The 25,759-nt window shown below is 72.8% G+C and carries 27 protein-coding genes; 11 read left to right on the top strand and 16 right to left on the bottom strand.

The features are described from left to right. The first annotated feature begins 166 nt into the window (after window positions 1-166). Window positions 167-1,405: a glycoside hydrolase family 6 protein gene (locus A2U95_RS14700; protein ID WP_240957327.1), complete on the top strand. Its 1,239-nt coding sequence runs from the start codon at window positions 167-169 to the stop codon at window positions 1,403-1,405. Window positions 1,406-1,476: 71 nt separating this feature from the next. On the opposite strand, the gene dusB is transcribed toward A2U95_RS14700, so the two are convergent. Next, window positions 1,477-2,628 (bottom strand): tRNA dihydrouridine synthase DusB, encoded by a 1,152-nt coding sequence (dusB, locus tag A2U95_RS14695; RefSeq protein WP_166022678.1) that lies wholly within the window; start codon window positions 2,626-2,628, stop codon window positions 1,477-1,479. Window positions 2,629-2,832: 204 nt separating this feature from the next. Here dusB and A2U95_RS14690 point away from each other — a divergent pair, with 204 nt between their 5' ends. Continuing rightward, on the top strand, window positions 2,833-3,357 hold the full coding sequence (locus tag A2U95_RS14690) for a MarR family winged helix-turn-helix transcriptional regulator (protein WP_166022676.1): 525 nt from the start codon (window positions 2,833-2,835) through the stop codon (window positions 3,355-3,357). A gap of 124 nt (window positions 3,358-3,481) precedes the next feature. Here the strand turns inward: A2U95_RS14690 and A2U95_RS14685 are convergent, their stop codons facing one another. Further along, entirely contained in the window at window positions 3,482-3,691 is a 210-nt protein-coding gene (locus tag A2U95_RS14685) for a DUF397 domain-containing protein (protein ID WP_166022674.1), read from the bottom strand. After that, window positions 3,688-4,524, bottom strand: a complete 837-nt coding sequence (locus A2U95_RS14680) for a helix-turn-helix domain-containing protein (RefSeq protein ID WP_166022672.1) — start codon at window positions 4,522-4,524, stop codon at window positions 3,688-3,690. Before A2U95_RS14680 ends, A2U95_RS14685 begins: the two co-directional genes overlap by 4 nt. 105 nt (window positions 4,525-4,629) lie before the next feature. Here A2U95_RS14680 and A2U95_RS14675 point away from each other — a divergent pair, with 105 nt between their 5' ends. The 3 genes from A2U95_RS14675 to A2U95_RS14665 all read left to right on the top strand — a co-directional run bounded on the left by A2U95_RS14675 (window position 4,630) and on the right by A2U95_RS14665 (window position 5,970). Next, a complete protein-coding gene (locus A2U95_RS14675) occupies window positions 4,630-5,136 on the top strand; it encodes an ATP-binding protein (protein ID WP_166022670.1) in 507 nt (168 codons plus the stop codon). Between the two features lie 76 nt (window positions 5,137-5,212). Then, entirely contained in the window at window positions 5,213-5,641 is a 429-nt protein-coding gene (locus A2U95_RS14670) for a VOC family protein (RefSeq protein WP_166022668.1), read from the top strand. Between the two features lie 26 nt (window positions 5,642-5,667). After that, the gene (locus tag A2U95_RS14665) at window positions 5,668-5,970 is read left to right on the top strand and encodes a twin-arginine translocation signal domain-containing protein (RefSeq protein WP_166022666.1); all 303 of its coding nucleotides are present in this window, start codon (window positions 5,668-5,670) and stop codon (window positions 5,968-5,970) included. A 126-nt stretch (window positions 5,971-6,096) separates the two neighbouring features. Here A2U95_RS14665 and A2U95_RS14660 read toward each other — a convergent pair whose 3' ends face one another. Continuing rightward, on the bottom strand, window positions 6,097-7,479 hold the full coding sequence (locus A2U95_RS14660) for a glycine--tRNA ligase (RefSeq protein ID WP_166022664.1): 1,383 nt from the start codon (window positions 7,477-7,479) through the stop codon (window positions 6,097-6,099). A gap of 239 nt (window positions 7,480-7,718) precedes the next feature. On the opposite strand from A2U95_RS14660, the gene A2U95_RS14655 reads away from it, so the two are divergent. The 4 genes from A2U95_RS14655 to A2U95_RS14640 are packed head-to-tail and all read left to right on the top strand — an operon-like array spanning window position 7,719 to window position 10,909. After that, window positions 7,719-8,717 carry a metal ABC transporter solute-binding protein, Zn/Mn family gene (locus A2U95_RS14655; protein ID WP_166022662.1) on the top strand — a complete coding sequence of 333 codons (999 nt, stop codon included), beginning with the start codon at window positions 7,719-7,721 and terminating at the stop codon, window positions 8,715-8,717. Between the two features lie 32 nt (window positions 8,718-8,749). Beyond that, window positions 8,750-9,517 (top strand): metal ABC transporter ATP-binding protein, encoded by a 768-nt coding sequence (locus A2U95_RS14650; RefSeq protein WP_166022660.1) that lies wholly within the window; start codon window positions 8,750-8,752, stop codon window positions 9,515-9,517. Continuing rightward, on the top strand, window positions 9,517-10,437 hold the full coding sequence (locus tag A2U95_RS14645) for a metal ABC transporter permease (protein ID WP_166022659.1): 921 nt from the start codon (window positions 9,517-9,519) through the stop codon (window positions 10,435-10,437). Before A2U95_RS14650 ends, A2U95_RS14645 begins: the two co-directional genes overlap by 1 nt. 58 nt (window positions 10,438-10,495) lie before the next feature. After that, complete coding sequence (locus A2U95_RS14640; protein ID WP_166022657.1) at window positions 10,496-10,909, top strand: Fur family transcriptional regulator; 414 nt, start codon at window positions 10,496-10,498, stop codon at window positions 10,907-10,909. A gap of 301 nt (window positions 10,910-11,210) precedes the next feature. On the opposite strand, the gene A2U95_RS14635 is transcribed toward A2U95_RS14640, so the two are convergent. From A2U95_RS14635 to A2U95_RS14595, 9 genes are all read right to left on the bottom strand, one after another. Then, entirely contained in the window at window positions 11,211-11,747 is a 537-nt protein-coding gene (locus tag A2U95_RS14635; protein ID WP_166022655.1) for a YcxB family protein, read from the bottom strand. A gap of 54 nt (window positions 11,748-11,801) precedes the next feature. Further along, window positions 11,802-12,653 (bottom strand): isoprenyl transferase, encoded by an 852-nt coding sequence (locus A2U95_RS14630; protein WP_166022653.1) that lies wholly within the window; start codon window positions 12,651-12,653, stop codon window positions 11,802-11,804. Window positions 12,654-12,696: 43 nt separating this feature from the next. Beyond that, the gene (gene recO, locus A2U95_RS14625) at window positions 12,697-13,443 is read right to left on the bottom strand and encodes a DNA repair protein RecO (protein ID WP_166022651.1); all 747 of its coding nucleotides are present in this window, start codon (window positions 13,441-13,443) and stop codon (window positions 12,697-12,699) included. A gap of 52 nt (window positions 13,444-13,495) precedes the next feature. Next, on the bottom strand, window positions 13,496-14,599 hold the full coding sequence (locus A2U95_RS14620) for a hypothetical protein (RefSeq protein ID WP_166022649.1): 1,104 nt from the start codon (window positions 14,597-14,599) through the stop codon (window positions 13,496-13,498). Between the two features lie 70 nt (window positions 14,600-14,669). Beyond that, the gene (locus tag A2U95_RS14615) at window positions 14,670-15,647 is read right to left on the bottom strand and encodes an SCO2521 family protein (protein ID WP_166022646.1); all 978 of its coding nucleotides are present in this window, start codon (window positions 15,645-15,647) and stop codon (window positions 14,670-14,672) included. Between the two features lie 39 nt (window positions 15,648-15,686). Beyond that, window positions 15,687-16,646, bottom strand: a complete 960-nt coding sequence (locus A2U95_RS14610) for an SCO2522 family protein (protein WP_166022644.1) — start codon at window positions 16,644-16,646, stop codon at window positions 15,687-15,689. After that, window positions 16,643-17,560, bottom strand: a complete 918-nt coding sequence (locus tag A2U95_RS14605; RefSeq protein WP_166022642.1) for an SCO2523 family variant P-loop protein — start codon at window positions 17,558-17,560, stop codon at window positions 16,643-16,645. The genes A2U95_RS14610 and A2U95_RS14605 overlap by 4 nt, the downstream gene beginning before the upstream one ends. Before the next feature lie 3 nt (window positions 17,561-17,563). Beyond that, entirely contained in the window at window positions 17,564-19,414 is a 1,851-nt protein-coding gene (locus A2U95_RS14600; RefSeq protein WP_166022641.1) for an SCO2524 family protein, read from the bottom strand. Between the two features lie 51 nt (window positions 19,415-19,465). Beyond that, window positions 19,466-20,218 (bottom strand): SCO2525 family SAM-dependent methyltransferase, encoded by a 753-nt coding sequence (locus A2U95_RS14595; protein ID WP_166022638.1) that lies wholly within the window; start codon window positions 20,216-20,218, stop codon window positions 19,466-19,468. A gap of 200 nt (window positions 20,219-20,418) precedes the next feature. On the opposite strand from A2U95_RS14595, the gene A2U95_RS14590 reads away from it, so the two are divergent. Further along, window positions 20,419-20,964, top strand: coding sequence for a GNAT family N-acetyltransferase (locus A2U95_RS14590; RefSeq protein ID WP_166022636.1), 546 nt, complete (start codon window positions 20,419-20,421; stop codon window positions 20,962-20,964). On the opposite strand, the gene A2U95_RS14585 is transcribed toward A2U95_RS14590, so the two are convergent. From A2U95_RS14585 to leuA, 3 genes are all read right to left on the bottom strand, one after another. Then, window positions 20,930-21,394 (bottom strand): protein-tyrosine phosphatase family protein, encoded by a 465-nt coding sequence (locus A2U95_RS14585; RefSeq protein WP_166022634.1) that lies wholly within the window; start codon window positions 21,392-21,394, stop codon window positions 20,930-20,932. The genes A2U95_RS14590 and A2U95_RS14585 overlap by 35 nt on opposite strands. 133 nt (window positions 21,395-21,527) lie before the next feature. After that, entirely contained in the window at window positions 21,528-22,232 is a 705-nt protein-coding gene (locus tag A2U95_RS14580; protein WP_166022632.1) for a TerB family tellurite resistance protein, read from the bottom strand. 189 nt (window positions 22,233-22,421) lie between these two features. Further along, complete coding sequence (leuA, locus tag A2U95_RS14575) at window positions 22,422-24,143, bottom strand: 2-isopropylmalate synthase (protein ID WP_166022630.1); 1,722 nt, start codon at window positions 24,141-24,143, stop codon at window positions 22,422-22,424. Between the two features lie 349 nt (window positions 24,144-24,492). Between leuA and A2U95_RS14570 the strand changes: the two genes are divergently transcribed. Beyond that, window positions 24,493-25,557, top strand: coding sequence for a M4 family metallopeptidase (locus A2U95_RS14570; protein ID WP_166022628.1), 1,065 nt, complete (start codon window positions 24,493-24,495; stop codon window positions 25,555-25,557). The last annotated feature ends 202 nt before the right edge of the window (window positions 25,558-25,759 follow it).

Raw genomic sequence — 25,759 nt, 5'->3', positions numbered from 1 at the left:
GCGCGTGCGGTGTTCACCGCGCTCCGCGGCCGGGAACCCGAACCGTCCGCCCTCTTGACGAACCCGCCGGCGCCTGGCTTGGATGGCGTGCGCACGCCACTGGGAGCGCTCCCAGTCTCCCTCGCACCTCTCACCCGTCCCCCACACGATTGCGAGAGTCCGACCCGTGCGTTCCACTCCGAAGGCAAGACGCCTCCTCGCCGCCGCGGCCGCGGCCGCCGCCCTCGCCGGCCTGTGCGTCACCCCGGCGTCCGCGCGGCCCGCGCCGGAGGCGTCCGGCCCCGCGCGCGCCTCGTCCGCCGCCGAGCCCTCCGGGCCCGCGCTCGCCCCGGGCACCAGGTTCTACATCGAAGGGGACAGCAAGGCCTTCGCGCAGGCCCTCGCCGACCGCAGGGCGAACGACCCGGCGAACGCGAAGCTGATGGACGCGATGGCCTCGTACCCGGTGGCCGAGTGGTTCACCGGCAGCGCCACCCCCGAGCAGACCACCGCCGCGATGTCCCTGCTCCAGGCCAAGGCGGCGCCCCAGAACCGGGTGCCGGTCGCCGTGGCCTACAACGTGCCGGGCCGCGACTGCTCGCAGTACTCCTCCGGCGGCGCGTCCAACAGCGCGGAGTACGCCACCTGGGTCGACGCCCTGGCCAAGGGCATCGGCGACCGGAAGACCGTGGTCATCCTCGAGCCCGACGGCCTCGCCCTCTCCCCCACGTTCTGCGGCGGCACCGCCGAGCAGCAGGCCGACCGGCTCGAGGAGATCAACGACGCGGTGGACCGGCTGCGGCAGCAGCCCGGCGCGGTCGTCTACCTGGACGCGGGCCACAGCTCCTGGCACGCCGTCGGCGAGATGGCCCAGCTGCTCCTGGACGGCGGGATATCCCGGGCGCGGGGCTTCTTCCTCAACGTCTCCAACTACCGGACCGACAGCGAGCTGACCCGCTACGGCACCCAGGTCGCCCAGTGCGTCTGGTACCTCGACAACGTCGAGGGCTCCCAGCCGGACGACTGCCCCAACCAGTGGTGGCCGGCCGCCGACGCGGACGCCTGGTACGCCGATCACGTGCCGGCCGGCGCCCGGCTGCCGCACTTCGTGATCGACAGCAGCCGCAACGGCAAGGGCCCGTGGACCCCGACCGTGTCCTACCCGGACCCGCAGGAGTGGTGCAACCCGCCCGGCCGCGGCCTCGGCACGCGCCCCACCAGCGAGACCGGCGTCCCGCTGCTCGACGCGTTCCTGTGGATCAAGGTCCCCGGCGAGTCCGACGGCAGCTGCACCCGCGGCACGGCGGGCCCGACCGACCCCGAGTACGGGATCGTCGACCCGGCCGCAGGCGCCTGGTGGCCCGACCAGGCGCACTCCCTGGCCGCCAACGCCACCCCCCGCCTCACCTTCAACACCAACTGGTAGGCGGCGCGGGACGACGGCGGGGCGTCCGGTCCGCGGACCGGGCGCCCCGCCGTCGTCGGTGGCGGCTCCGGTCAGCCGCCCGAGGTCTCCAGCTCCGCGTCGGCGCCCACGCCGGCGCAGTCGTAGGGGTCGTCGAGCCAGCCGTCCGGCAGGGCCACCCGGTTGTTGCCGGAGGTGCGGCCGCGCGGGCCGTCGGCGCCGGCGGGCCAGGACTGGTCGAGGTCCAGCTCGTCCAGGCCGGCGCGCAGCTCGTCCAGGCCCGAGGTGATCGCGAGGCGCTTGCGCATCTCGGAGCCGACCGCGAACCCCTTGAGGTACCAGGCGACGTGCTTGCGGAAGTCGATGACGCCGCGTGCCTCGTCGCCGATCCACTCGCCGAGCAGCGTGGCGTGCCGGACCATCGCGTCGGCGACCTCGCGCAGGGTCGGGGCGACCCGGTCCTCGCGGCCCTCGAAGGCGGCGACCAGGTCGGCGAAGAGCCACGGGCGGCCCAGGCAGCCGCGGCCGACGACCACGCCGTCGCAGCCGGTCTCGCGGACCATCCGCAGCGCGTCCTCGGCGCACCAGATGTCGCCGTTGCCCAGGACCGGGATCTCCGGGACGTGCTCCTTGAGCCGGGCGATCGCCTCCCAGTCGGCGGTGCCGCCGTAGTGCTGGGCGGTGGTGCGGCCGTGCAGCGCGATGGCGGTGACGCCCTCCTCGACGGCGATCCGGCCGGCGTCGAGGTAGGTGAGGTGGCCGTCGTCGATGCCCTTGCGCATCTTCATGGTGACCGGCAGGTGCCCGGCCTCCCGCACCGCCTCGCGCAGGATGGACCGCAGCAGGTTCCGCTTGTACGGCAGCGCCGAGCCGCCGCCCTTGCGGGTGACCTTGGGCACCGGGCAGCCGAAGTTCAGGTCGATGTGATCGGCGAGGTCCTCGTCGACGATCATGCGGACCGCCTTGCCGACGGTGACCGGGTCCACGCCGTACAGCTGGATCGACCGCGGCTTCTCGGCCGCGTCGAAGTGGATCAGCTGCATGGTCTTCTCGTTGCGCTCGACCAGCGCCCGGGTGGTGATCATCTCGCTGACGAACAGGCCCTTGCCGCCGCTGAACTCCCGGCACAGGGTCCGGAAGGGCGCGTTGGTGATGCCGGCCATGGGGGCGAGCACCACGGGCGGCTGGACGGTGTGGGGACCGATCTGCAAGGGCTGCGAGGGGGTCATCACGGGCGTGGACATTCCCCCATTCTCCCCCACCGCGCGGGAAACCCCGCACCGTGGTCCGGCGGCCCCGCGGCCGGGGGGAGCGCGGGCCCGGGGCCGGACGGCCCCGGGAAGCCGGTGCGGGAGCGGTGCGGCTCCCGCCGGACCGTTCCCGCGCCGGGCGGGAGCCGTGGAGGAGGTAGCTTTTCCACCGGTAGGAAGAACGGGGAGGGGACTGCTGTGACCGGCAGGGTTCAGGGCACGGGTGCGGACGCCGTGTCGCGCGTCGTCGAGGAGTGGCGCCGCGAGCGGCCGGATCTCGACCCGTCGCCCATCGAGGTGCTGGGGCGGCTGCACCGCTCGTTCCAGCTGTACCAGACGCGGACCAGCAGGCCGGTCGCCGCGGCGGGACTCTCCCTGGCCGGCTTCGACGTCCTCGCCGCGCTGCGGCGCTCCGGCGAGCCGTACCGCCTGACCGCCGGCGAGCTGGCCGCCACCGGCCTGGTCTCCTCGGCCGGGGTCACGCTCCGGCTGGACCGGCTGGAGGGCGAGGGCCTGATCGTCCGTGAACGCGACGCCAGGGACCGCCGCGTCGTCCACTGCCGCCTCACCCCGGCGGGCCTGCGGCTGATCGACCGGCTCTTCGCCGAGCACCTCGACAACGAGCGCCGCATGCTCGCGGCGCTCGAGCCGAAGGAGCGCACCCAGCTCGCGGCCCTGCTGGAGAAACTGGAACGGTCCCTGGCGGACGCCCCGGGGCGGTGAGCGGCCCGGCCTCGGGCCTCCCCTCGTGGTGAGGGCGGCCCCGCGCCGCGGGCCGACGGCCGTCCGCGCGGCGGGACGCGTCCCGTGGCCCCGCCCGGAGCGGCGGACCCACGGGACGTCCGGGTCAGACGGCGCGGAACGCGCCCGCCTTGACTCCCGCGACGAAGGCGGTGAAGGAGGCGGCGGGGAGGGCCAGGACCGGACCGGCCGGGTTCTTGGAGTCCCGGACCGGAACGACGCCGCGGGAGGGGACGAGGTTCACGGCGACCTCGACGCACTGGCCGCCGTTGTTGCTGTAGGAGGACGTGACCCAACGAGGGGATGCGGTCGTCACGGGATGCCCTTTCGTAGCTGGCTGATCAAGGCGACGGACTCCGCCTGGGACAGCGCTTCGGCCTGTAGCTGATGGTAGGCCGTCAGCACGGGCAGCACAGACCTGCTTTCCCGTTCCAGATGGCCCCGCTGGGCGGACTCCGCGTAGGACATGAGCGCTCTGTCCGGAAGCGTGAGGATCGTGATCGGCAGGTCGAACGGCCTGCGGTGCCCCATGGTGAACTCCGCGACCTGGAGCACCGTGTTGGGCAGTTCCGCGAAGGCCAGCAGGTGATCGAACTGCGCGGCCATGACCGCCGGGTCGCCGATGGGCCGCCGGATACAGCTCTCGTCCAGCACCACGAACACCAACGGCCGGTTCCTCCGGCCGAGGGCGCCCTGCCGCTCGGCGACGAGGCTCACCCGCTCGTCCGCCTGCTCGGGACTGATGGCTCCCCGGCCGACCGCGCTGCGGGCCAGCACCGCCGCGTACTCCCGCGTCTGCAACAGCCCGGGGATCACGCCCACTTCGTACAGCCGGATCTCCACGGCCCGGCCCTCGTAGGCGACGAACTCGGGGAACCCCTCCAGCAGGCTGCCGTGCCGGAGTTCGCGCGAGAGCCGCTCGAACGTCTCGGCGCCGTCCGTGATGCCGAAGGCCCGGTCGGCACTGCGCGAAAAGCGCAAGGTTGGAAACTTCCGGCCGGTTTCCACGGAGGAGATGTGCGTGCTGGAGTACTCCATCCGGGCCGCCAGATCCTCCTGCTTCCAACCGCGCGCTTCACGCACCGTCCGCAGACGTGCGCCGAAGGCCGCGGCGGGCGAGCTCTCGGGATTCAGCTCCTTACGGTTCATGCGCGCGCACCAACCTTCCGTCCCCTTCCGCGAAGTTGAGAGGGGGCCGACTCTAGGCCACGCTGGGCCGTCCTGGTAGTCGCTCCGTCACGGAGAGGAGTTGCCGTGGTCGCCGGCCAACACCCCCCACACCTGCGGGAACGCCACGAAGGCGTCGCTCCGCCCGCCCTCCCGGACCACCGTCGCATCAGCCCCACGAGTGAGTGCGGCGCACCGCCCGTCGACCTGGTGCTCCCCCGCGAGGGGCGGTCCGTCGCGCTCGCCCGCCGGTTCGCCGTGGACCGCGTTCGGGAGCGGATCCCGGACCCCCCGGACGAACTGCTCGACGCGGTCCGCCTGGTCACCTCCGAACTGGCCACGAACGGCGTCAAGTACGGCGCGCGCGACGACGACCTGATCGGCGTCACCGTGCGCGTCGCCCCGGACCGGGTGCGCGTCGAGGTCCACGACCCCAACCGCCGGCGGCCCCGCCCGCGCGGCGCGGCGGACCGGCAGCGGCGCAACCACGGCAACGGCCTGCACATCGTCGCCGCGCTCACCGGCGGCCGCTGGGGCGTGGGACCGAGGCCGCTCGGCAAGTACGTGTGGGCCGAGATCCCGCGCGAGCGGTGACGCCGGGCGGCGGGCGAAGGCGGGAACTCACGGCGCGAGGGGCCGTGCGAGGCGCGGACGCGGGAAGGACCTCGGTATGACGAACTCATCCGTGCAGATCAAGGCCGTCATCGTCGACGCGCTCGACCCGGAGCGGCTCGCCGGGTTCTGGGCCGGGGTGCTCGGCAGGCAGGTGGCGGGCCGGACGGGCCCGTACGTGTGGCTGGAGCGGGAGGGCGACCTCGTCGTGGGCTTCCAGCAGACCGGCGAGCCGCGGCACGCGGGCAAGAACCGCGTGCACCTCGACGTCTCCTGCCCCGACCCGGTCGCCGAGCAGCGCCGGATCGAAGGACTGGGCGGGCGCAGGCTGCACACCTACGACGACGGCGGCTTCCTCGTGATGGCGGACCCCGAGGGCAACGAGTTCTGCGTCGTCCCGGACGGCCCCGACGGCTCGGCCGGCCTCGACGGCGACGGACGCGCGCACTACCTCGACCGGCCGGCCGACGGGAACGGCCACCGCTGACGGCACGCCGGCGCTACCGTGGCCGGATGCCCGGTCGACAGGGAAGGACGCGGCGCCGGCTCCTCGTGGCCGGCGCGGTGCTCGCCGTCGCCGCGGCCGTCGCCACGGAGGCGCTGAACCACGACCCGGGCACGCCTCCCGCGGACCGGCGCGGGACCGCCGAGCGGGTGGGACCGGTTCCGGGCCCGTCACCGTCCTGCTCCCGGCCGCGCGAGCCGGCGGCGGACGCCGTCGCGTCCGCCCGGCCCGGTGACGGCGAGTTCCGGGCCGTGCCCGCGGACTCCGTGTGCTCCGGGCCGGGGCCCCGCCGGAACGAGGAGGGCGGATGACCGGCACCGCCTGACGCGGAGGCCGGATCCGCGACCCCGCACGCCCCGCGCGGGCAATCACGACCGGGCCCCGGCCACTCCCCCGGTGAGGGGTGGCCGGGGCCCGGTGCGTGCGAGGGGAAGCGGTCAGCAGCCGATCAGGCGCGAGGCGAGGTAGCCCTCGATCTGGTCGAGGGAGACCCGCTCCTGCTTCATGGTGTCGCGCTCGCGCACGGTCACCGCGTTGTCGTCCAGCGTGTCGAAGTCGACGGTGACGCAGAACGGCGTGCCGATCTCGTCCTGGCGGCGGTAGCGGCGGCCGATGGCGCCCGCGTCGTCGAACTCGATGTTCCAGTGCTGGCGGAGCGCCTGGGCGAGGCCCTTCGCCTTGGGCGAGAGCTCGGGGTTGCGGGAGAGCGGGAGCACGGCGACCTTGACCGGCGCGATGCGCGGGTCGAGGCGCAGCACGGTGCGCTTCTCCATCTTGCCCTTGGCGTTGGGCGCCTCGTCCTCGACGTACGCGTCGAGGAGGAAGGCCAGCATGGTGCGGCCGACACCGGCCGCGGGCTCGATGACGTACGGGGTGAAGCGCTCGCCGGCCTCCTGGTCGAAGAAGGCCAGGTCCTGGCCGGAGGCCTTGGAGTGCGCGGTGAGGTCGTAGTCGGTGCGGTTGGCGACGCCCTCGAGCTCGCCCCACTCGCTGCCGCCGAACTGGAAGCGGTACTCGATGTCGGCGGTGCGCTTGGAGTAGTGGGAGAGCTTCTCCTGCGGGTGCTCGTACCAGCGCATGTTCTCCTCACGGAGACCCAGGCCGGTGTACCAGTTCCAGCGCTGCTCCATCCAGTACTCCTGCCACTTCTCGTCCTCGCCCGGCTTGACGAAGAACTCCATCTCCATCTGCTCGAACTCGCGGGTCCGGAAGATGAAGTTGCCGGGCGTGATCTCGTTGCGGAAGGACTTGCCCATCTGGGCGATGCCGAACGGCGGCTTGCGGCGCGCGGCGGCCTGCACCAGGGCGTAGTTGGTGAAGATGCCCTGGGCGGTCTCGGGGCGCAGGTAGGCGACCGAGCCGCTGTCCTGGGTCGGGCCGAGGTGGGTGGAGAGCAGGCCGGAGAACTGCTTGGGCTCGGTGAACTGGCCCTTGACGCCGCAGTTGGGGCAGTTGATGTCGGCCAGGCCGTTCTCGGGGGCGCGGCCCTTCTTCTCCTCGTAGGCCTCCTCCAGGTGGTCGGCGCGGTAGCGCTTGTGGCAGGAGGTGCACTCGGTGAGCGGGTCCGAGAAGGTGGCGACGTGACCGGAGGCGACCCAGACCTCGGGGGCGAGGATCACGGAGGAGTCGATACCGACGACGTCCTCACGGGAGGTCACCATGTAGCGCCACCACTGGCGCTTGATGTTCTCCTTGAGCTCGACACCCAGGTGGCCGTAGTCCCAGGCGGCACGCTGACCGCCGTAGATCTCACTGCAGGGGAATACGAAGCCACGGCGCTTGCTCAGGCTGACGATGGTGTCGATCTTGTCGGCGGCCACGGTGCTCTCTTCATTACGACGACGGGCGGCGAGCGGCCGGCCGGCGACTGCCGCACCGGGCCCCTCGGAGCATTGCTTCACAGCGAATGCCTCAGGTTACCGGCGGGGACTGCCCCCCGATCAAATCGGTCCCGTCGGCGGGACGCGGGAAGCTGTGCGACACACCCCATCCGGCCCCTTCGCGTAGCTTTGACCTCCGTTGTTGACAACGGTTTCCATATTAGTTGAAAATGAGAGTCATGAACGTCCGACGCCTGATATCGACCGCCGCCGCCACCACCGCCACGGTGCTGGGCGCCACCGCCCTCACCGCCTGCTCCGGCGGCGCCACGGCCTCCCCCAAGAACACCGAGAAGTTCGATGTCGTCGCGTCGTTCTACCCGATGGCCTTCCTCGCCGAGCAGATCGGCGGGAAGAACGTCAGCGTCACCACCCTGGTCGAGCCCGGCCAGGAGCCGCACGACCTGGAGATCACCGCCCGGCAGACCGCCGCGCTCGCCGAGACGGACGCGATCCTCTACCTCAAGGGCCTCCAGCCCGCCGTCGACGAGGCCGTCACCCAGACCGAGGGCCCCGAGAAGATAGACGCCGCCACCCTCACCGAGCTCGAGGAGCACGGCGCCGAGGTCGACGGCGGGGAGCACGCCGACGAGCACGGGGGCGAGCACGCCGACGAGCACGAGGGCCACGACCACGGCCACTCCCACGCGGCCGGCGCCCAGGACCCCCACATCTGGCTGGACCCGGACAAGTACGCCGAGGTCGCCGAGGGCGTCTCCAAGGCCTTCCAGAAGGCCGACCCGGACCACGCCGCCGACTACCGGGCCAACACCGAGGACCTGGTGAACCGCCTCGACGCGCTGGACAAGAAGTTCGAGGACGGCCTGAAGGACCGGAAGACCGACGTCTTCCTCACCAACCACTCCGCCTTCGGATACCTCGCCGAGGCCTACGGCCTGATCGAGGAGTCCATCACGGGCCTCGACCCCGAGTCCGAGCCCAGCGGCGCCCGGGTCAAGGAGCTCCAGCACATCGCGGAGGAGGACGGCGTCACCACCGTCTTCTACGAGACCCTGGTCAGCGACAGCACCGCGAAGACCCTCGCCGAGGACACCGGGCTGCGGACCGACGTGCTCGACCCGCTGGAGGGCGTCACCGACAAGTCGCGCGGCGACGACTACTTCCAGGTCATGGAGTCCAACCTCGCGGCGCTGCGGAAGGCACTGGGAGCCAAGTGAGCCGGCCGGATCCCCATCCTCAGGAGGGCGCCGTGGACGAGCCCGTCATATCCCTGCGCACGGTACGCGCCGAGCTGGGCGCGAAGCCCGTCCTGCGGGGCATCGACCTGACCGTGCGGCGCGGCGAGGTCGTCGCCCTGCTCGGCGCCAACGGCTCCGGCAAGTCGACCACGGTCCGCGCGGTCATCGGCCAGGTGCCGGTCGTCTCCGGCGAGATCGACCTGTTCGGCGTCCCCCGCCGCCGCTTCCGCGGGTGGTCGCGCATCGGGTACGTCCCGCAGCGCACCACCGCCGCGGGCGGGGTGCCGGCCACCGTCACCGAGGTGGTCGCCTCCGGGCGGCTGTCCCGGGCCCGCTTCGGCCTGCTCCGCAGGGCCGACCACGAGGCGGTGCGGCACGCCCTGGAGCTGGTCGGCCTCGCCGACCGCGCCAAGGACCCGGTGGACGCCCTCTCCGGCGGCCAGCACCAGCGGGTGCTGATCGCCCGCGCGCTCGCCTCCGAGCCCGAACTGCTGATCATGGACGAGCCGATGGCGGGCGTCGACCTGGCCAGCCAGCAGGTCCTCGCGGACACCCTGCGCGAGCAGGTCGCCCGCGGCGTCACCGTGCTGCTGGTGCTGCACGAGCTGGGCCCGCTGGAGCCGCTGATCGACCGCGCGGTGGTGCTGCGCGACGGCTGCGTGCTGCACGACGGTCCGCCGCCGAAGGCCCTGGGCCAGCACGCGCTGCCCGGCCACGACCACGTCCACCCGCACGACGACGCGGACGCCGACCACCTCCGTACGGGACTGCTGAGCTGATGGACCTCCTGAACTACGCCTTCATGCAGCGGGCGCTGCTCGCGGCCGTCCTGGTCGGCCTGACCGCACCCGCCGTCGGCATCTACCTGGTGCAGCGCCGCCAGGCCCTGATGGGCGACGGCATCGGCCACGTCGCCATGACCGGCGTCGGCCTCGGCTTCCTGCTGAACTCCTCGCCGGTCTGGGTGGCCACCGCCGTCGCCGTCGCCGGCTCGGTGCTGATGGAGCTGATCCGCTGGTACGGCAAGGCGCGCGGCGACATCGCGCTGGCCATGCTCTTCTACGGCGGCATGGCCGGTGGTGTGCTGCTCACCGCGCTCGCCCCCGGCGGCACCAACGCCGGCCTGACCACCTACCTGTTCGGCTCGCTCTCCACCGTCAGCTCCTCCGACGTCGTCGCGATCTGCGTGCTCGCCGCGCTGGTGCTGCTGGTCACCGTGGGGCTGCGCCGCCAGCTCTTCGCCGTCAGCCAGGACGAGGAGTTCGCGCGGGTCACCGGGCTGCCGGTGCGGGCGCTGAACCTGCTGGTCGCGGTCACCGCGGCGGTCACCGTCACGGTCGCCATGCGGGTCGTCGGCCTGCTGCTGGTGTCCGCGCTGATGGTGGTGCCGGTCGCCGCCGCGCAGCAGCTGGCGCGGAGCTTCGCCGCGACCTTCGCGACCGCGGTGGCGCTGGGCGTCGCCGCCACGCTGGGCGGCACCACCGTCTCGTACTACAACGACGTGCCGCCGGGCGCGACCATCGTGCTGCTGACCATCGGCGGGTTCGTGCTGCTGACGGCGCTGGCCACACCGCTGGCCAGACGCCGTGCGGCGGCCGGCGCGCGGCGGGCGCGGGCCGCCCGCGCGCCGGGGCCGGAGGACGAGGCCGAGTACGACCTCACCACGGCCGAAGGTCCCGCCGGACGGCGGGGAACCTGACCGCGCACCGCCGGGCTGGCACAATGGCCCGGCGACCCACGAATGTGAGGAGGCAACGGTGACGTCGACCGCCGGATCGCCCGTACGGGGCCGTTCCACCCGACAGCGCGCCGCCGTGGCGCAGGCCCTGGACGAGGTCAACGGATTCCGCAGTGCCCAGGAACTCCACGACATGCTCCGTCACCGGGGCGACTCCGTGGGTCTCACCACCGTCTACCGGACGCTGCAGTCCCTCGCCGACGCGGGCGAGGTGGACGTGCTCCGCACGTCCGAAGGCGAGTCGGTGTACCGGCGCTGCGCGAGCGAGGAGCACCACCACCACCTGGTGTGCCGCGGGTGCGGCAAGGCGGTGGAGGTCGAGGGGCCGGCCGTGGAGCGGTGGGCCGACGCGATCGCCGCGGAGCACGGCTTCGTGGACGTCGACCACACCGTCGAGATCTTCGGCACCTGCGCCGCCTGCGCGACCTCCTGACCGCCCCCCGCCCCGCGGGCGCCGCCCGGCCCCCCTCGCGGGCGGTGCCGTGCGCACGTGACCGCACAGCGGCGTGCGCAAGCCCGGGGCCGGGCGGACAGCGCTGTTCATCCCCCGATCCGCCCCCTTCCCAGGAGGGGCCGAGCTTCCGCGCGGCGAACCGTCACGTGCGCACGTGTCGGCCCGCGCCCGCCCGTGCCGCCCTTGGCGGCACGACTGCCCGCGGGCGGAAGGGCCTGGTCCGCGCGCCGCGCGGCGGTGCGGCTGCGCGCCGCGGGACCCGGCGGGGAGGGCGGAGGCGTCAGGCGCGCGGAAGGCGGCGGTCCAGGAGGGTCCGCAGGCGGTCCACCTCGGCCGGCCCGGCGAGCCCCCGCTTCGCCAGCCACCCCCCGCGCATCCCGCTCCGCTCCGGCCCCCGCAGCACGAACAGCCGGTCGGTCTCGACGTAGCTGCCGAACGCCTCCCACGCCATGCGCGTGTCCATGGCCGCGGTGACGGTCCGCATGCCGTCCTCGTCGACCGTGACCCGGCACGGAACGAGGAGGCTGCCCATCGCCTTGATCTGCTGCCGCGCCGACAGCCGGGGCAGGAAGGGCAGCAGCACCGCCTCGGCCAGGAGCACCGCGCCGAGGACGAGGAGGGACCCGGACCGCCCGCCCGCACCCGCGGCGATCACCGCCGCCCCCAGGAGCCCCAGGACCACCCAGGTCACCGGCCTGCAGACGAGGCCGGTCAGACCACGCCGCTTCCGCGAGAGGACGCGGACCGTCTCCCGGAGGTCCTCCGCGGTGCTCTCGTACTCGAGCACCACGGTCTCCGGCACCACGTCCTGGCTCACGGCGGCCCCTCCCGCGTCGGGTCGTTCAAGGAGCCGTGATCCTCACGGCGGCGATCACGCCTCCGCCGGGCGCCCCTTCATCGCGGACTCCATCGCGAGCAGCTGCTCGTTGGGCACCGCCCCGCCGAACCGCCGGTCCCGCTGCGCGTACTCCAGGCAGGCCCGCCACAGGTCGCGGCGGTCGAAGTCCGGCCACAGCACGTCCTGGAACACCATCTCCGCGTAGGCGGACTGCCACAGCAGGTAGTTGGAGGTCCGCTGCTCGCCGCTGGGGCGCAGGAAGAGGTCAACGTCCGGCATGTCCGGGTAGTAGAGGTACTTCGCGAAGGTCTTCTCGCTGACCTTGGACGGGTCCAGCCGCCCGGCCTTCACGTCCTCCGCCAGTGCCTGCGCGGCGTCGGCGATCTCCGCGCGGCCGCCGTAGTTCATGCAGAAGTACAGCGTCAGCCGGTCGTTGTCCTTGGTCTGCTCCTGGGCGACCTGGAGTTCCTTGGCGACGGACGTCCACAGCTTCGGCATGCGGCCGACCCACCGCACCCGGATGCCCAGCGCGTCCAGCTCGTCCCGGCTCTTGCGGATGAAGTCCCGGTTGAAGTTCATCAGGAAGCGCACCTCCTCGGGCGACCGCTTCCAGTTCTCGGTGGAGAAGGCGTACAGCGAGACCGCGCCCACGCCCGCCTCGATGGCCCCCTGGAGCACGTCGAGCACCCGCTCGGCGCCCACCTTGTGGCCCTCGGTGCGCGGCAGCCCGCGCTCCTTGGCCCAGCGCCCGTTGCCGTCCATGACGATCGCCACGTGTCCCGGCACCAGCTCGGACGGCAGCTGCGGCGCACGCGCCCCCGACGGGTGCGGCTCCGGCGCCTTGTACTCGCGGCGCTGCCGCCCCAGGAATCCGCGTACAGCCATGTCTCGTAGCTCCTCGTCCTCGTCGTCCGACCGGTTGGGCGTCCTACTGTTCCACGAACCTGAGCGACCTCAGACCGCGCTCCAGGTGCCAGTGCAGGTAGGCGGCGACCAGCCCGCTGCCCTCGCGGACGTGCCGGGGCTCGGCGGCGTCCGCGGTCTCCCAGTCTCCCGTGAGCAGCGCGCCCAGCAGCGTCAGGGCGGGGGCGGAGGGCACCACGCTGCCCGGCATCCGGCAGTCCACGCAGACCGAGCCGCCGCCGGCCACGGAGAAGAACCGGTTCGGTCCGGGCATCCCGCACCGCGCGCAGTCGCCGAAGCTGGGCGCGTAGCCGTTGACGGCCAGGGAGCGCAGCAGGAAGGCGTCGAGGACCAGGTGGGGGGCGTGCTCGCCGCGGGCGAGGGTGCGCAGGGCGCCGACCAGCAGCAGGTACTGCTGCACGGCCTGCTCGCCCTCCTGCTCGGTGAACCGCTCGGCGGTCTCCAGCATGGCGGTGCCGGCGGTGTACCGGTCGTAGTCGGCGACGATCGCCCCGCCGTACGCGGCGATGGTCTCGCTCTGCGTGCACAGCGGCAGGGTGCGGCCGACCAGCTCGCTGCCGCGGGCGAAGAACTGTACGTCGACGTGGGAGAACGGCTCCAGCCGCGCCCCGAACTTCGACTTGGTGCGCCGTACCCCGCGGGCGACCGCGCGCACCCGGCCGTGGCCGCGGGTCAGCAGCGTGATGATCCGGTCCGCCTCGCCGAGCTTCTGGGTGCGCAGGACGACGCCGTCGTCCCGGAAGAGACTCATGGCCCCATTCTCCCGCACCCGCCGCACGGGCCCCGCGGGGCCCGTGCGGCGGTCACACGTCGACCATCCAGGCGCCGTCCTCCTCGTCGTCGACCCGGGTCTCCAGGTCCCGCAGGTTCATCCCGGCCTCCCACAGTTCGCGGAACCGCCGCAGCCGCTGCTCGACGTGGTCGGGGCGGGCGATCAGCCGGGTCTTGACGTTGACGTCGCGCAGGTCCTGCTCGATCTCGAAGGAGACGCCCTCGTCGTAGAGGATGAAGTCGCTGGTCGTGCCCCGCTGGAGGTGCGGCGGGAGTTCCTGCATCACCGCGGCGCGCAGCTCGATGCCGAGCAGTTCCTGTTCCTCGCAGAGCCGCAGCAGCTTGTCGTCGAGCATCTCCGCGGACTCCAGCAGGAACAGCCGCTGCACGACGACGCCCCGCTCGATGGCCTCCCGCTGGGCCTGGAGGTACCGGGAGGCGGGCTCGCTGTTCCAGAACTCGCGGTCCACCGAGGTGCTGGTGGCGAAGATGGACCGCTCGGTGGAGTGGGTGAGGGAGAGCATCCAGTCGTGGTTCTCTCCCGCGCACTCGGCGGTGAGGTTGTTGAGGTCGGCCATGTGCCGCACCACCCGCTCCAGCTCGGCGCGGGCGAAGGTCTGCAGGATGTCCGGCCCGGTGGTGAGCACCTCGGCGATGGCGCGCCGGGACTGCTCGGGGATGGAGTCGGGGGTGGCCCGCTCGACGCGGTAGGCGACGGCCTCCACGGGGCCCTCGGGCGGCGCGGGCGCCGCGGCGCGCTTCTCCGCCGCTCCCCGCAGGTCGGCGGCGTGCCGTTCCAGGCTCTCCCGGACGGCGGTGACGGTGCCGTCCAGCGCCACCCGGGTCTCGCGGCTCTCCCGGGCCTGCTCCGCGAGCTGCCGCGACAGCCCGGCGAGGTGCTGGACGACCAGGGCGGCGGTGCCGCAGACCACGGCGAGCACGATCTTCAGCAGCGGCCCGTCGTCGACGTCGAGGACCGCGGCGACGGCGAGGACCAGCGCCGCCAGGGCCAGGCCGGTGCCCGCCCGCCGCAGCCGCGGCGGTGTCCGGCCCGCGCGGCCGGCCGGGCGCGCGGTCCCGTCCGGCCGGGGTGACCGTGGTGACTGCGGCGACTGGGGTGACTGGGTGGTGCTCATCTCGCTTCTCCCCCCGTTGGGATGTCCGTGATGTCCGGCTGTTCAGGCTGGGCGGGGCGACGGCGTCTGCTCAGGGAGCCATCACCGCCTCCTGGTGCAGCGCGGGGATGGCGTGGAGGGCGAGCTGGTCGCGGATCCGGCGGACCAGGACCTGCCACTGGCGGGTGAACCCGGGGCGCTCCTCCAGCACGTCCCAGAGGGCGGCGAGCGACGGTTCGAGGCGGGCCCGCGGCATCCACAGGTGCAGCAGGTGGTCGACGGCCGGCCGCAGCGCCCGGACCACGGCGGTGCCGTCGGCGGAGCCCAGCCGGCTGCCGTCGAGGAGGCGCACGACGGTGGTGAGCAGCCAGTCGTGCAGGGCCAGGTCCTCGCAGAGGCCGGCCACCTCGGCCGGATCGGCGCCGGGCGGCACGCGCAGCCTGAGGGTGCGCAGCTCGTCCTCGGCCAGGGTGAGCCGCTCGATGGACGGGCCGCCGGCCCCGGCCTCGGCGGGCAGCGCGGTCCACCGCAGCCGGGTGGGGCGCGACTTGAAGGGCGGGTGCTGGTCGAGCAGCGGGTGGCGCAGCAACTGGGTGAGCAGGCCGTCGGCGATCAGCCCGACGTCGAGTTCGCCGCGCCGCGCCCCGGCCAGCACGCCCTCGGCGACGGCCTCGCGGGGCAGCCGTCCGAACGGTTCGAGCGTCCCGGGCCGGACCAGGTAGTGGCCCCAGGGCCGGCGGTGGTCGGGGCCGCGGGCGGCGAGGCCGAGGCGGGCGGAGGTCTGGAGCACCCGGCCCTCGGTGAGCGTGCCGCGCACGGCGACCGTGCCGACGGCGCGGACCTTGGCGCCGCTGGCGCTGGGCAGCGGGCAGTCGACGCCGGTGAGCGTGTCCGGGGAGCGGGCGTAGAGGTTGGGGCGTTCGCTGACCAGGACCCGCTCGTCGGCGCGCAGCCGCAGCAGCTGGGCCGCCGCGCGGATGTCGAGGGCCTGGTGCGCGGGAAGCAGGCCGGTGCGGACCTCGCCGCAGAGCAGCACGATCCCCTCGTCGTGGTTCTCCCCCGCGCTCATGCCGCCCCCTTCTCTTCCTGCCCGGGCCCCCGTGTCACGTCACTGCCCCGCGTAGAAGACGTAGGAGATCCGGTCGGCCACGGAGTCGGGGACGGCGACGCCCTCCCCCGCGGACCGGCCGGCGACCTGTCCGAGCGCCCCGGGGTCGACCTCGGTCTGGTCGAGGATCACCCGGACCGCGTGCTCCACCGGCACGAACCGGTTGGGCAGCACCGAGCAGGTGCGGTAGGCGGCGAACGGGGCGGCCCGGGACTGGAGCTGGAGCAGCGGCGGCATCTCGTCCCAGTCGTCCGGGAACGGGCCCTCGTGCGGCCGGGGCGTCAGCACCGCCCGGCCCTCGTCGCGCAGCAGACCGAGCCTGGCGAGCTGCCAGACGGCGGCGAGGAAGGGGCAGGACCACAGCTTCCCGCCGCCGGGGCGTTCGCTCCACAGCTCGACGTCGAGGAAGACGGAGTGCTGGCGGGCGGCGGTCTCCCGGGGCGCCTGCCAGGGAATGGCCTTCTTCATGGCCTGCGGGGTGCGGGCGGCGGGGCTGCGTTCGCCGTTGGCGAGCCAGCCGGTCTGGCCGGCGGGCGGACGGGCCCCGTAGGCGCCGGGCGGCGGCGACTCCACCAGCCGTCCGGCGACCGCCTCGGCCACCGGCGCGCCCTCCGCCTCGGCGCAGCCGGACTCGCGGGCCAGGTAGTCCACGGTCAGCCCGGCCCGCTCGGCCTCGGCGAGCAGTATCGGCACCAGTTCGCGGGGGGTGGAGAAGCGGGTGAAGTAGTCGTCGATCAGGAAGCAGGTGGAGATGCGCGGCCGCTTCCCGGTCGCGGCCCGGGTGGCCTCGCGGACCGCCTCGGCCCAGTGGACGACCTGGGCGAAGTGGCGGCGCAGCCGCTCGGGGCCGGCCTCGAAGTCCTCCATGTAGAGGTGGCCGAGCTCGAGGGAGAGGTGGGAGAGCGGCACCGCCTGGGTGCGTGGTTCGGCGGCGGTCTCGCGGAACACGGCTTCCGTCACGGCCGCCCCCAGTGGGTGTCGTCGGTGAGGCGGCGGGCGATCTCCTCCAGCGCCTCGAGGGTCTCCTTGTTGGCGATCTGCTTGGAGAGCACGTCCTCCTCGGTGATCAGCTGCTCGCGCCACTGGAGGATGGGCTCCAGCGGGACGACGCCGAGGACGACGCTGTCGCCGATGCGGTTGTCCGAGGCGAGGCGGCGCAGCGCCTCGTCGCAGGCCTGCATCCAGGCGGCCTGCGCGGGCGTCACCTGGGACCACAGGGGCGACTCGGGGTCGGGCACGGCGGCCCGTACGAAGCGGATGTGGCCGCGCAGCGTGTCCTTGTGGTGGCCGTGTCCGGCGCCGCAGTCGAGGATGCCGTGGTCCTTGTGGACCAGGCCGGCCGCGGCGATGACGTGCTGGCGGGTCCAGCGGTGGAAGACCAGCCAGCGGAAGGGGACATGGCGCATCCGGGGGTGCGCGGTGGCCGCCAGGACCATGTCCATGGCGTAGCTGCGGCCGGCGCTGAGGTCGACCACGATCAGGTCGAACTCGGTGTTCAGCCGCAGCAGCAGGTCGACGCAGCGCTCCAGGGTCTCGTCGTCGGTGGCGAACTCGCCGCCGCTGATGTTGCCGGGGAAGAGCACCAGCCGGCCGGCCTGGTTGGGCCGGTTGCGCAGCACGGGGTGCTCGGTCTGCCGCCACACGTCGATCTTGGCGGGTTCGTTGGTCTCGCCCTCCAGGTAGGAGTGCAGGCCGTTCTCCTGGATGCCGCGGATCGCGCCGGGCACGTCGAAGACGGCGGCGGCGGTGGGCGAGCCGAAGTCGAAGTCCACGTAGGCCACGTGGTCGCCGAGCAGGGCGCGCTGGTAGGCCAGGTTGGCGCTGGTCACCGAGCGGCCGGTGCCTCCCTTGTCGGAGGCGGCGAAGACGAGCACGGCTCAGACCTCCTGGGCGGCGGCGTCCCTGGCCTGGGACAGGGTGTCGAGTTCACGGAGCACGGGCAGGGCCAGCGCGAAGGCGGTGGCGGGTTGCCGCTCGACCAGTTCGCGGGCCCGGTCGAGGCGGGTCTCGATGGAGCGCATGGCCCGGCCGCGGCCGCCGTCGTCGGTCGGGGCGGCCTCGAGCTGCTCCTTGCCGAACAGGTGGGTGGCCTCGCTGAGCAGGTGGCGGGCGAGTTCGGCGAGGTCGGCGCTGCGGATCGGGTCCTGGTGGTAGAGCTGGCGGGCGGCGACCAGGCATTCGGTGACGCGCTCGGTGACCGACCAGGAGAGCCGGGAGGGGATGCCCCCGAGCTCCGGGTAGGCGCCCTTGATGTCGTCCCAGAGGCCGGTGCCCTCGCCGTCCTCGATCCGGCGGGCCCACAGGTGCTCGAAGATCTGCTCGGCGAGCCGCAGCAGCCGGTCCTGGCTGGTGAGGTTGCGGGAGAGCTCGGCGAGCTGGATGGTCCGCTTGAGGAGGTGGGCGGAGAAGTCGGTCATCCGCCACAGCAGCGGCGGCAGGCCGTTCTTGCCCGCCCCGGAGAGCGGCAGGGTGGCGCCGGGGCTGTGCAGGTGGACGTAGGGGTCGTCGAAGGTGAGCCGGCTGGTGACGCGGCCGCGTTCGGCGAGCCGCTCCATGATGGCGACGGTGCGGGTGAGGTCGTCGTCGGTGGCGCGGCGGCGCACCAGGTCGTGCACGAGGATGGCGGCGACGGTGAGGGAGTAGTACTCGGACTCCAGCTGGAGGCCGGTGGTGCGCCAGGGCAGGTCCTCCAGCGGCCAGCGGGCCTCGCCGAAGCGGGCGATGCCGGACCAGTACTGCTGGCTGATCTCCCACCGCAGGCGCAGCGCCTCGGCGAGCTTCTGCTGGTCGGGGTCGAGCAGGCCCAGGGTGAGGGTGCGCTCCGAGAAGAGGTCCTGGATGCCGTCGAGGGCGATGACGGTGAAGTACACGTAGGGCAGGTTGTCGGCGACGCCGGGCGGCTGGCTCACCGGCGGTTCGCCCAGGTCGGTGACCTCGGGGGCGTCCCGGACGATGCTCCAGGCCCAGCCGCACTCGAAGAGCTGGTTGTCGTCCCTCAGCATCTCCTCGACGTCGATGCCGAGGATGAGGCTTTCGCCGATGGTCGCCCGCAGCGCCTTGAACCGGCGGGAGAACTGCTGGATCACCGCGCGGTCGGACTGGCGGCCCTGGCCGATCAGCTGGACCAGCCGCCTGCCCTGGTCGGACTCGGGCTCGAAGACGTTGACGCTGAAGGACCGCAGCAGGCTGACCATGGCGGCGGTCAGCCGGGCGCGGGTGGCCTCCCTCAGGTCCTCCACGGCCTGGCGCACGTCGCTGCGGGCCGTGGTGTCCTCGTAGACCTTGAGGAAGCCCAGGGCGGCGAGGCAGAGCGTGACGGACATGGAGTAGGAGTCCACGACGCCCCACTGCCGCTGCTCCGGGGTGACCTGGTCCTCGGACCTGCGGGGCCGGAAGTAGTGCCCGCCGGCGAAGGTGGGCTCTCCGTCGGGGCCGGTGTGCTTCTGCATGAACTCGCTGAGCACGCCGACGATGTTGGCCGGGATCTCCAGGCGGGTGCCGACCTGCTCCAGCGCGCGCAGGACGTCCCGTTCGGTGGTGTCGGGCTGGTCGAGGCGGAAGGCGGGGATCTCCGTCGCGGGATAGAGCAGGCAGAGCAGCCGCTCGGCGTCCGCGACGGAGCTGACTCCGCCGAGCTCGCCCCAGGTGAACTTGCCCCCGTCCTGGAACGAGTGCCGGCCGATGGCCCGCCAGATGTCCAGCAGGTGCTGGCGCGGTTTGATCTGCATTCCCCGTACCCCTCACAACAGATCAACCGGGCGGAGTCCCGCCCGGCCCGTTCAGTCGGACCTGCGGAAGCCGAGGGTCAGCAGCATGCCCTCGTGGCCGTCGCGCAGGGTGAAGTCCAGCTCGTGGTAGGTGACCTTCTGCGCCAGCGGGTCCAGCGCCCTGGCGACCTCCGGCTGGTCGACCTTGTACGCCGGGAACTCGTAGGCGCCGACCTCGTAGCCCTCGGACTGGAGCATGAAGGCGGCGGCGAACGGCGCGCCCGGCTCGAGGACGCCCAGGAAGCGGTCGACCGCCGCCAGGAACTCCTCGCGGGAGCTGGACATGGACTCCGCGACGAAGAACATCGCGCCGACCCCCCAGCGTTCGGTGGTCCCGCCGAGCTCCAGCAGGTCGCCGGGGCGGGGGTCGGCCGCCTTGCCGAACAGCTCGCGCCGCTCGTCGTGCACCGCCGCGTACTCGGGGTACGCGGCCAGTTCGTCCCAGAAGGCGTCCCAGGCGGTGTCGAACCCGCTCCCCGCCGGGTCCGCCTGCTTGCGCAGGTAGTCGAGGTTCTTGGGCGCCTTCTCCAGCAGGGTGATCCCGGAGCACCAGGGGAGCATGCACAGCGCCGGGTAGAGATTGGCGCCCGCGCCCACGTCGACCCCCTTCACCGGCCCCCGCAGACCTCCGCCGAAATGGTCGACCAAATGCTTGCCGACCAGGCGGACGATCTTCTTGTCGACGTCAAGTGGGGTGGCGTAGTTCCGCTTCACATAATCATCTGGGCAGAACTGGTCCCATGGTGCTTCAGAATTGAGGGCCATTTCTAGAAAATACCAATGCCGGCTGCCCTCCGAACCCCCAACGCCAGGCCAACCTGGCGAACTCGGCCCTCATTCACGCCACCTTGCCCCTCCATCAACAGCCTTGCATGGAACGGGACTTGATGGGCAGTCTTCCCACACCCCCACCGGCTCCGGCCGGCTGCCCGCGCACTGGATTCACTCGAAGGTGGTGCGCCCGCATGACCGCTTACACGGAGGCCCTTCCCTCCGCCCCGCAGGAGCTGGTCCTCCGACGCGCGGAGGAATCGGATCTTCCCGAACTGCGCCGTCTGGACCACGAGATCTTCGGCCAGTTCGCCTACCCGCCCTTTCTCCTCCGCCAGCTCTTCGATCTCTACCAGCGGCACTTCCTGGTGCTGGACGACGGCTCCGGCCTGCTGCACGGCTACGTGCTGGCCGGGACCGACGCGCTGAGCCGGGACTGCTGGATCCTCGGGCTGTGCGTCACCCGGGACCGCCGCGGGCGAGGGCTCGGCCGGGACCTGATGCGCGAGATCCTGCTGCTCCTGCGGGACGCCGGAACCCGCGTGGTCCGGCTCACCGTGGAACCGGCCAACAGCGCGGCCGTCCTGCTCTACCGCTCCCTCGGCTTCACCTGCGAGGAACCCGACGGGGGGCTGCGGCCGGACTACTTCGGCCCCGGCCAGGACCGCCTGGTGATGCGGCTGGATCTCGGCCCCGCCGGTCCCGTCAGCCCTGCCGTCCCTGCCGGGCCGGTGCGCTGAACAGCCGCACGTAGCGCCGCTGCCAGGGGGTCTCCACCGCACGGGGGTGGTACCGGCGGCGGACCCAGGCCACCGCCTCGGCGGGATCCACCCCGTCGAGGACGGCCAGACAGGCCAGCGCGGTTCCGGTGCGCCCGCGCCCGCCGCCGCAGGCCACCTCCACCCGCCGGCGCGCGGCCGTCTCCCACACCTGCGCCAGCGCCGACCGGGCCTCCTCCCGGTCGGCCGGCAGCCGGAAGTCCGGCCACCTCAACAACCGTGCCTGCCACGGGACCTCGGGCGCGCGGCGGGCCTGCAGGTACAGTCCGAACTCCGGCACGGGCCCCGGCGGCAGCGCCTCCCGCAGACCCCGCCCGCGCACCAGCCGCCCGGAGGGCAGCCGCACCACACCGGGACCGTCCTCGGGCCAGCTCTCCCACCCGTCCGCCATGCCCCCATCGAACCCCTCCCGTCCGCCGGGGGCAACCGTCCGCACGGAAGTGCGGCCGGGCGGGGCGAGGAGGTCTTCGACGCGGACCGCGCCCGCCGGGGCGTACCGCCCCCGGCGTCCGGGCTCCGGCGCCTCAGGACGGCGTGCGGGCGGACTCCAGCAGCCGGGAGACGTCCGCGTCGGGAATGTCGAGCTCCACGCCCACCGTGGTGAGCAGCTCGCGTTCGGCGGGGCGGTAGGGGCCGTCCGCGAGGGCGACGCGGGCGGCCTGGAGGAGAATCGATTCACGCCCGGCCGGCGCGAGGTGCGGGGCCAGCGGGGCCAGCGTCTCGTGCAGTTCCAGGGCGGTCCCGGTCTCCCAGGCCCGGCCCAGGTGGTGGGAGACGACCTCGTCCTCGATCACCCGGACCAGCAGGGCGAGCTGGTCGGCGGTGCAGTCGTCGCTGCCCGCGGCCCGCGCGCCCTCGGCGGCCGTCTCCAGGGCCGTCCGGGAACCCGTGCCGCCGGCCGCCAGGACGGCCAGGGCCACCGTGTGCACGGCGTCCCGCAGCATCGCCGAGAGCCGGGCGGTGGTGGGGTGGTCCAGAACCTCGGCGCCGAACCTCCCGCCGCAGGCCGCGCACCGGACGACCGGCCCGGTCTCGCCCCGGTCGAGCAGCGGGACGCCCAGCACGGTGAACCGCACCTGGCCCCGCATGCGCTGGTAGGTGCGGTCACCGCCGCAGCCGGGGCAGAAGAACTCGCCCTCCCCGGCGTCCGTCCAGGTGGTGCGCAGCCCCGCCATCCGGGAAGCGCGCACGGGTCGCCGCCTGCCGTCTCGTCCGCTCCCTGGCAGCACGTAGCACCTCCGTACGGGTAAGCCGCGACAACGTCGTCACGCTCGGCGTGATGTTAGCCACATCACTGAGGCCCCGTCAGTACCCCGGAGGACACCTTTCCGTGATCATCCGGGCCAAGTGGCCGGAAATGGCCGGGGCCCGCCCGCCGGCGTGCGGCGTGCGGGCCCCGGAACCACCGGTCGGGATGATCAGCGCGCCGAGCGGTTGACGGCGGAGACGACCGCCTTCAGCGAGGCGCGCGTCGTGTTCGGGTCGATGCCGATGCCCCACAGGACCTTGTCGCCCACGGCGCACTCGATGTAGGAGGCGGCCTGTGCGGAGGCGCCCTCGCTCATCGTGTGCTCCTGGTAGTCCAGCAGGCGTACGTCGACGCCGATGTTCTGCAGGGCGTCGAAGAAGGCCGAGATCGGACCGTTGCCGGTGCCGGTCAGCACGGTCGGCTCGCCGTCGACGGTGCAGCGCACGGTGAGGGTGTCGACGCCGTCCTGGTCGGTGGTGGTCTGGCCGGTCTCCACCTGGATGCGGCCCCACGGGTTCTCGGGATTGGGCAGGTACTCGTCCTGGAAGATCTCCCAGATGGCGCCCGGGGTGACCTCGCCGCCCTCGGCGTCGGTCTTGGCCTGGATGATCTTCGAGAACTCGATCTGCATCCGGCGCGGCAGGTCCAGCTTGTGGTCGTTCTTCAGGACGTAGGCCACGCCGCCCTTGCCGGACTGGGAGTTGACCCGGATCACGGCCTCGTAGGAGCGGCCGACGTCCTTGGGGTCGATCGGCAGGTACGGGACCGCCCACTCCAGGTCGTCCACCGTGACGCCCCTGGCCGCGGCGTCCGCCTCCATGGCGTCGAAGCCCTTCTTGATGGCGTCCTGGTGGGAGCCGGAGAAGGAGGTGAAGACCAGGTCGCCCACGTACGGGTGGCGCGGGTGGACCTCCATCTGGTTGCAGTACTCCCAGGTGCGCCGGATCTCGTCGATGTCCGAGAAGTCGATCTGCGGGTCGACGCCCTGCGAGAAGAGGTTCATGCCCAGCGTCACCAGGTCGACGTTGCCGGTGCGCTCGCCCTGGCCGAACAGGCAGCCCTCGACGCGGTCCGCGCCGGCCATCACGGCCAGCTCGGCGGCGGCGACGGCGGTGCCGCGGTCGTTGTGCGGGTGCGCGGACAGGCAGACGTACTCGCGGCGCGACAGGTTGCGGTGCATCCACTCGAACCGGTCCGCGTGCGTGGACGGCGTCGAACGCTCCACGGTGGCGGGCAGGTTGAGGATGATCTCGCGGTCCGGGCCGGGCTGCCAGACGTCCATGACGGACTCGCAGACCTCCAGCGCGAAGTCCAGCTCGGTGTCGGTGAAGATCTCCGGGCTGTACTGGTAGCCGAACGCGGTCTCGTCGCCCAGCAGTTTGTCGGCGTACTCCATCACCAGGCGGGTGCCGTCGACGGCGATCTGCCTGATGTCGTCCTTGGAGCCGCGGAAGACCACGCGGCGGAAGACCGGCGCGGTGGCGTTGTACAGGTGGACGGTGGCCCGGCGGGCGCCCTTCAGGGACTCCACGGTGCGCTCGATCAGGTCCTCGCGGGCCTGGGTCAGCACCGAGATGGTGACGTCCTCGGGGATGGCGTCCTCGTCCTCGACGATCGAGCGGACGAAGTCGAAGTCCGTCTGCCCGGAGGCGGGGAAGCCGACCTCGATCTCCTTGTAGCCCATGCGGACCAGCAGGTCGAACATGGCGCGCTTGCGCGCCGGGGACATCGGGTCGATCAGGGCCTGGTTGCCGTCGCGCAGGTCCGTGGAGAGCCAGCGGGGAGCGGCGGTGACGCGCCGGTCGGGCCAGGTGCGGTCGGGGATGTCGACCTGCTCGTACCGCCCGTACTTGCTGATCGGCATCGAGGAGGGCTTCTGGCGGTTCACCATGGCGGATTCGGCTCCTTGGGTGTCCGGTGGACAGGTAACAGTCCTGGAGGACGGCCGACTGACGGCAACAACGCCGGACACCGCGGGGAGGGGGTCGGCCTTGCGACTTACAGACCCTCGCCGCGGCAGCTAAGGAGGAGCAGCCCGTACCGCATGATGTGCCGCAGCCTAGCCGAGCCACGCCACGATGCGCGGTTCCGTATCAGTATGCGGGACCCAGGAGGTCAAACAGACAAAAGGTGCCCGAGACCACAAGAGAAGCGACAGGTCCGGGCATCGTCGACGATGTTGGATCACTTGTCGTCACCACTGGTGACTTATCCGTCACTCTCCGCGACCATGGGGAGGTATGAGCACGAACCGGGTCTTCTGCACGATCGTCCCCCCGCACATCCTCGACACCCTCTCCCGGCACACCGACGAGCTCCTCTCCGGGCCCGCCCGCCGCACCCGGGAGCGGGACTCCCTGGAGCGCACCCGCCGCCGCCTGAACGCGGTGGCCGGCGCCCGGGTCCCCGCCCGCCCGGAGGCCGCCGGGGACGGCAAGCCGCACCGCACCGTCTACGACGCCCAGAACCGCGAGAGCCTTCCCGGCAGGAAGGCCCGCGCCGAGGGCCAGGAGCCCGGCCGGGACGCCTCCGTCAACCGCGCCTACGCGGGCCTGGGCGCCACCTTCGACCTCTTCCTGAAGGTCTACGGCCGCGACTCCATCGACGGCCGCGGCCTCCCGCTGGACGCCACGGTCCACTACGGCGAGCGGTACGACAACGCCTTCTGGAACGGCGAGCAGATGGTCTTCGGCGACGGCGACGGCGAGGTCTTCCTGGACTTCACCATCCCCGTCGACGTCATCGGCCACGAACTCGCCCACGGCGTCACCCAGTACACCGCCAACCTCGAGTACTACGGCCAGTCCGGCGCGCTCAACGAGTCGGTCTCCGACGTCTTCGGCTCGCTGATCAAGCAGTACACCAAGGGCGAGACGGCCGCGGAGGCGGACTGGCTGATCGGCGCGGGACTGCTCGCGCCGCGCGTCACCGGCAAGGCGCTGCGCTCCATGAAGGAACCGGGCAGCGCGTACGACGACGACGTCCTCGGCAAGGACCCGCAGCCGGGCTCCATGGACGACTACGTGGACACCCGCCAGGACAACGGCGGGGTGCACATCAACTCCGGCATCCCCAACCGGGCGTTCCACCTGGCCGCCACGGCCCTGGGCGGGCACGCCTGGGAGAAGGCCGGGCGGATCTGGTACGACGTGCTCACCGGCGGCGGCCTGAAGGCGGACGCGGAATTCGCCGACTTCGCGCGGCTCACGCTGGAGGCGGCGGCGACGCGGTTCGGCGAGGGCGCGGAGGCGCAGGCGGTCGAGAAGGCGTGGCAGGAGGTCGGCGTCCTCCGCCGCGAGGCGTGACGGTACGGGGCGTGACGGTGCGGGGCGGGACGGTGCGGCGGGCTCTGCCGAGGACCCCTCGCGGCGGGGCCGGATGCGCTAGACAGGTGCCATGCGTATCGAGGTGACGCGATCGGGCGGGTTCGCCGGGACGGTCCGCCGTGCGGTGGTGGACACGACGGGACTGCCCGACGCGGAGGAGTGGCACCGCCTGGCCGGGACG

The organism is Streptomyces chilikensis (assembly GCF_001642695.1).
GTDB lineage: Bacteria > Actinomycetota > Actinomycetes > Streptomycetales > Streptomycetaceae > Streptomyces > Streptomyces chilikensis.
Note: the sequence above shows the minus strand (reverse complement) of the source record. Positions and strands in the feature narration are given on the sequence as shown.

Coding starts and splice junctions, on each gene's coding strand:
- dusB (WP_166022678.1), bottom strand. CDS start 2,628: ATGTCCACGCCCGTGATGACCCCCTCGCAGCCCTTGCAGATCGGTCCC.
- A2U95_RS14680 (WP_166022672.1), bottom strand. CDS start 4,524: ATGAACCGTAAGGAGCTGAATCCCGAGAGCTCGCCCGCCGCGGCCTTC.
- A2U95_RS14670 (WP_166022668.1), top strand. CDS start 5,213: ATGACGAACTCATCCGTGCAGATCAAGGCCGTCATCGTCGACGCGCTC.
- A2U95_RS14665 (WP_166022666.1), top strand. CDS start 5,668: ATGCCCGGTCGACAGGGAAGGACGCGGCGCCGGCTCCTCGTGGCCGGC.
- A2U95_RS14655 (WP_166022662.1), top strand. CDS start 7,719: ATGAACGTCCGACGCCTGATATCGACCGCCGCCGCCACCACCGCCACG.
- A2U95_RS14645 (WP_166022659.1), top strand. CDS start 9,517: ATGGACCTCCTGAACTACGCCTTCATGCAGCGGGCGCTGCTCGCGGCC.
- A2U95_RS14630 (WP_166022653.1), bottom strand. CDS start 12,653: ATGGCTGTACGCGGATTCCTGGGGCGGCAGCGCCGCGAGTACAAGGCG.
- recO (WP_166022651.1), bottom strand. CDS start 13,443: ATGAGTCTCTTCCGGGACGACGGCGTCGTCCTGCGCACCCAGAAGCTC.
- A2U95_RS14620 (WP_166022649.1), bottom strand. CDS start 14,599: ATGAGCACCACCCAGTCACCCCAGTCGCCGCAGTCACCACGGTCACCC.
- A2U95_RS14615 (WP_166022646.1), bottom strand. CDS start 15,647: ATGAGCGCGGGGGAGAACCACGACGAGGGGATCGTGCTGCTCTGCGGC.
- A2U95_RS14600 (WP_166022641.1), bottom strand. CDS start 19,414: ATGCAGATCAAACCGCGCCAGCACCTGCTGGACATCTGGCGGGCCATC.
- A2U95_RS14595 (WP_166022638.1), bottom strand. CDS start 20,218: ATGGCCCTCAATTCTGAAGCACCATGGGACCAGTTCTGCCCAGATGAT.
- A2U95_RS14590 (WP_166022636.1), top strand. CDS start 20,419: ATGACCGCTTACACGGAGGCCCTTCCCTCCGCCCCGCAGGAGCTGGTC.
- A2U95_RS14585 (WP_166022634.1), bottom strand. CDS start 21,394: ATGGCGGACGGGTGGGAGAGCTGGCCCGAGGACGGTCCCGGTGTGGTG.
- leuA (WP_166022630.1), bottom strand. CDS start 24,143: ATGGTGAACCGCCAGAAGCCCTCCTCGATGCCGATCAGCAAGTACGGG.
- A2U95_RS14570 (WP_166022628.1), top strand. CDS start 24,493: ATGAGCACGAACCGGGTCTTCTGCACGATCGTCCCCCCGCACATCCTC.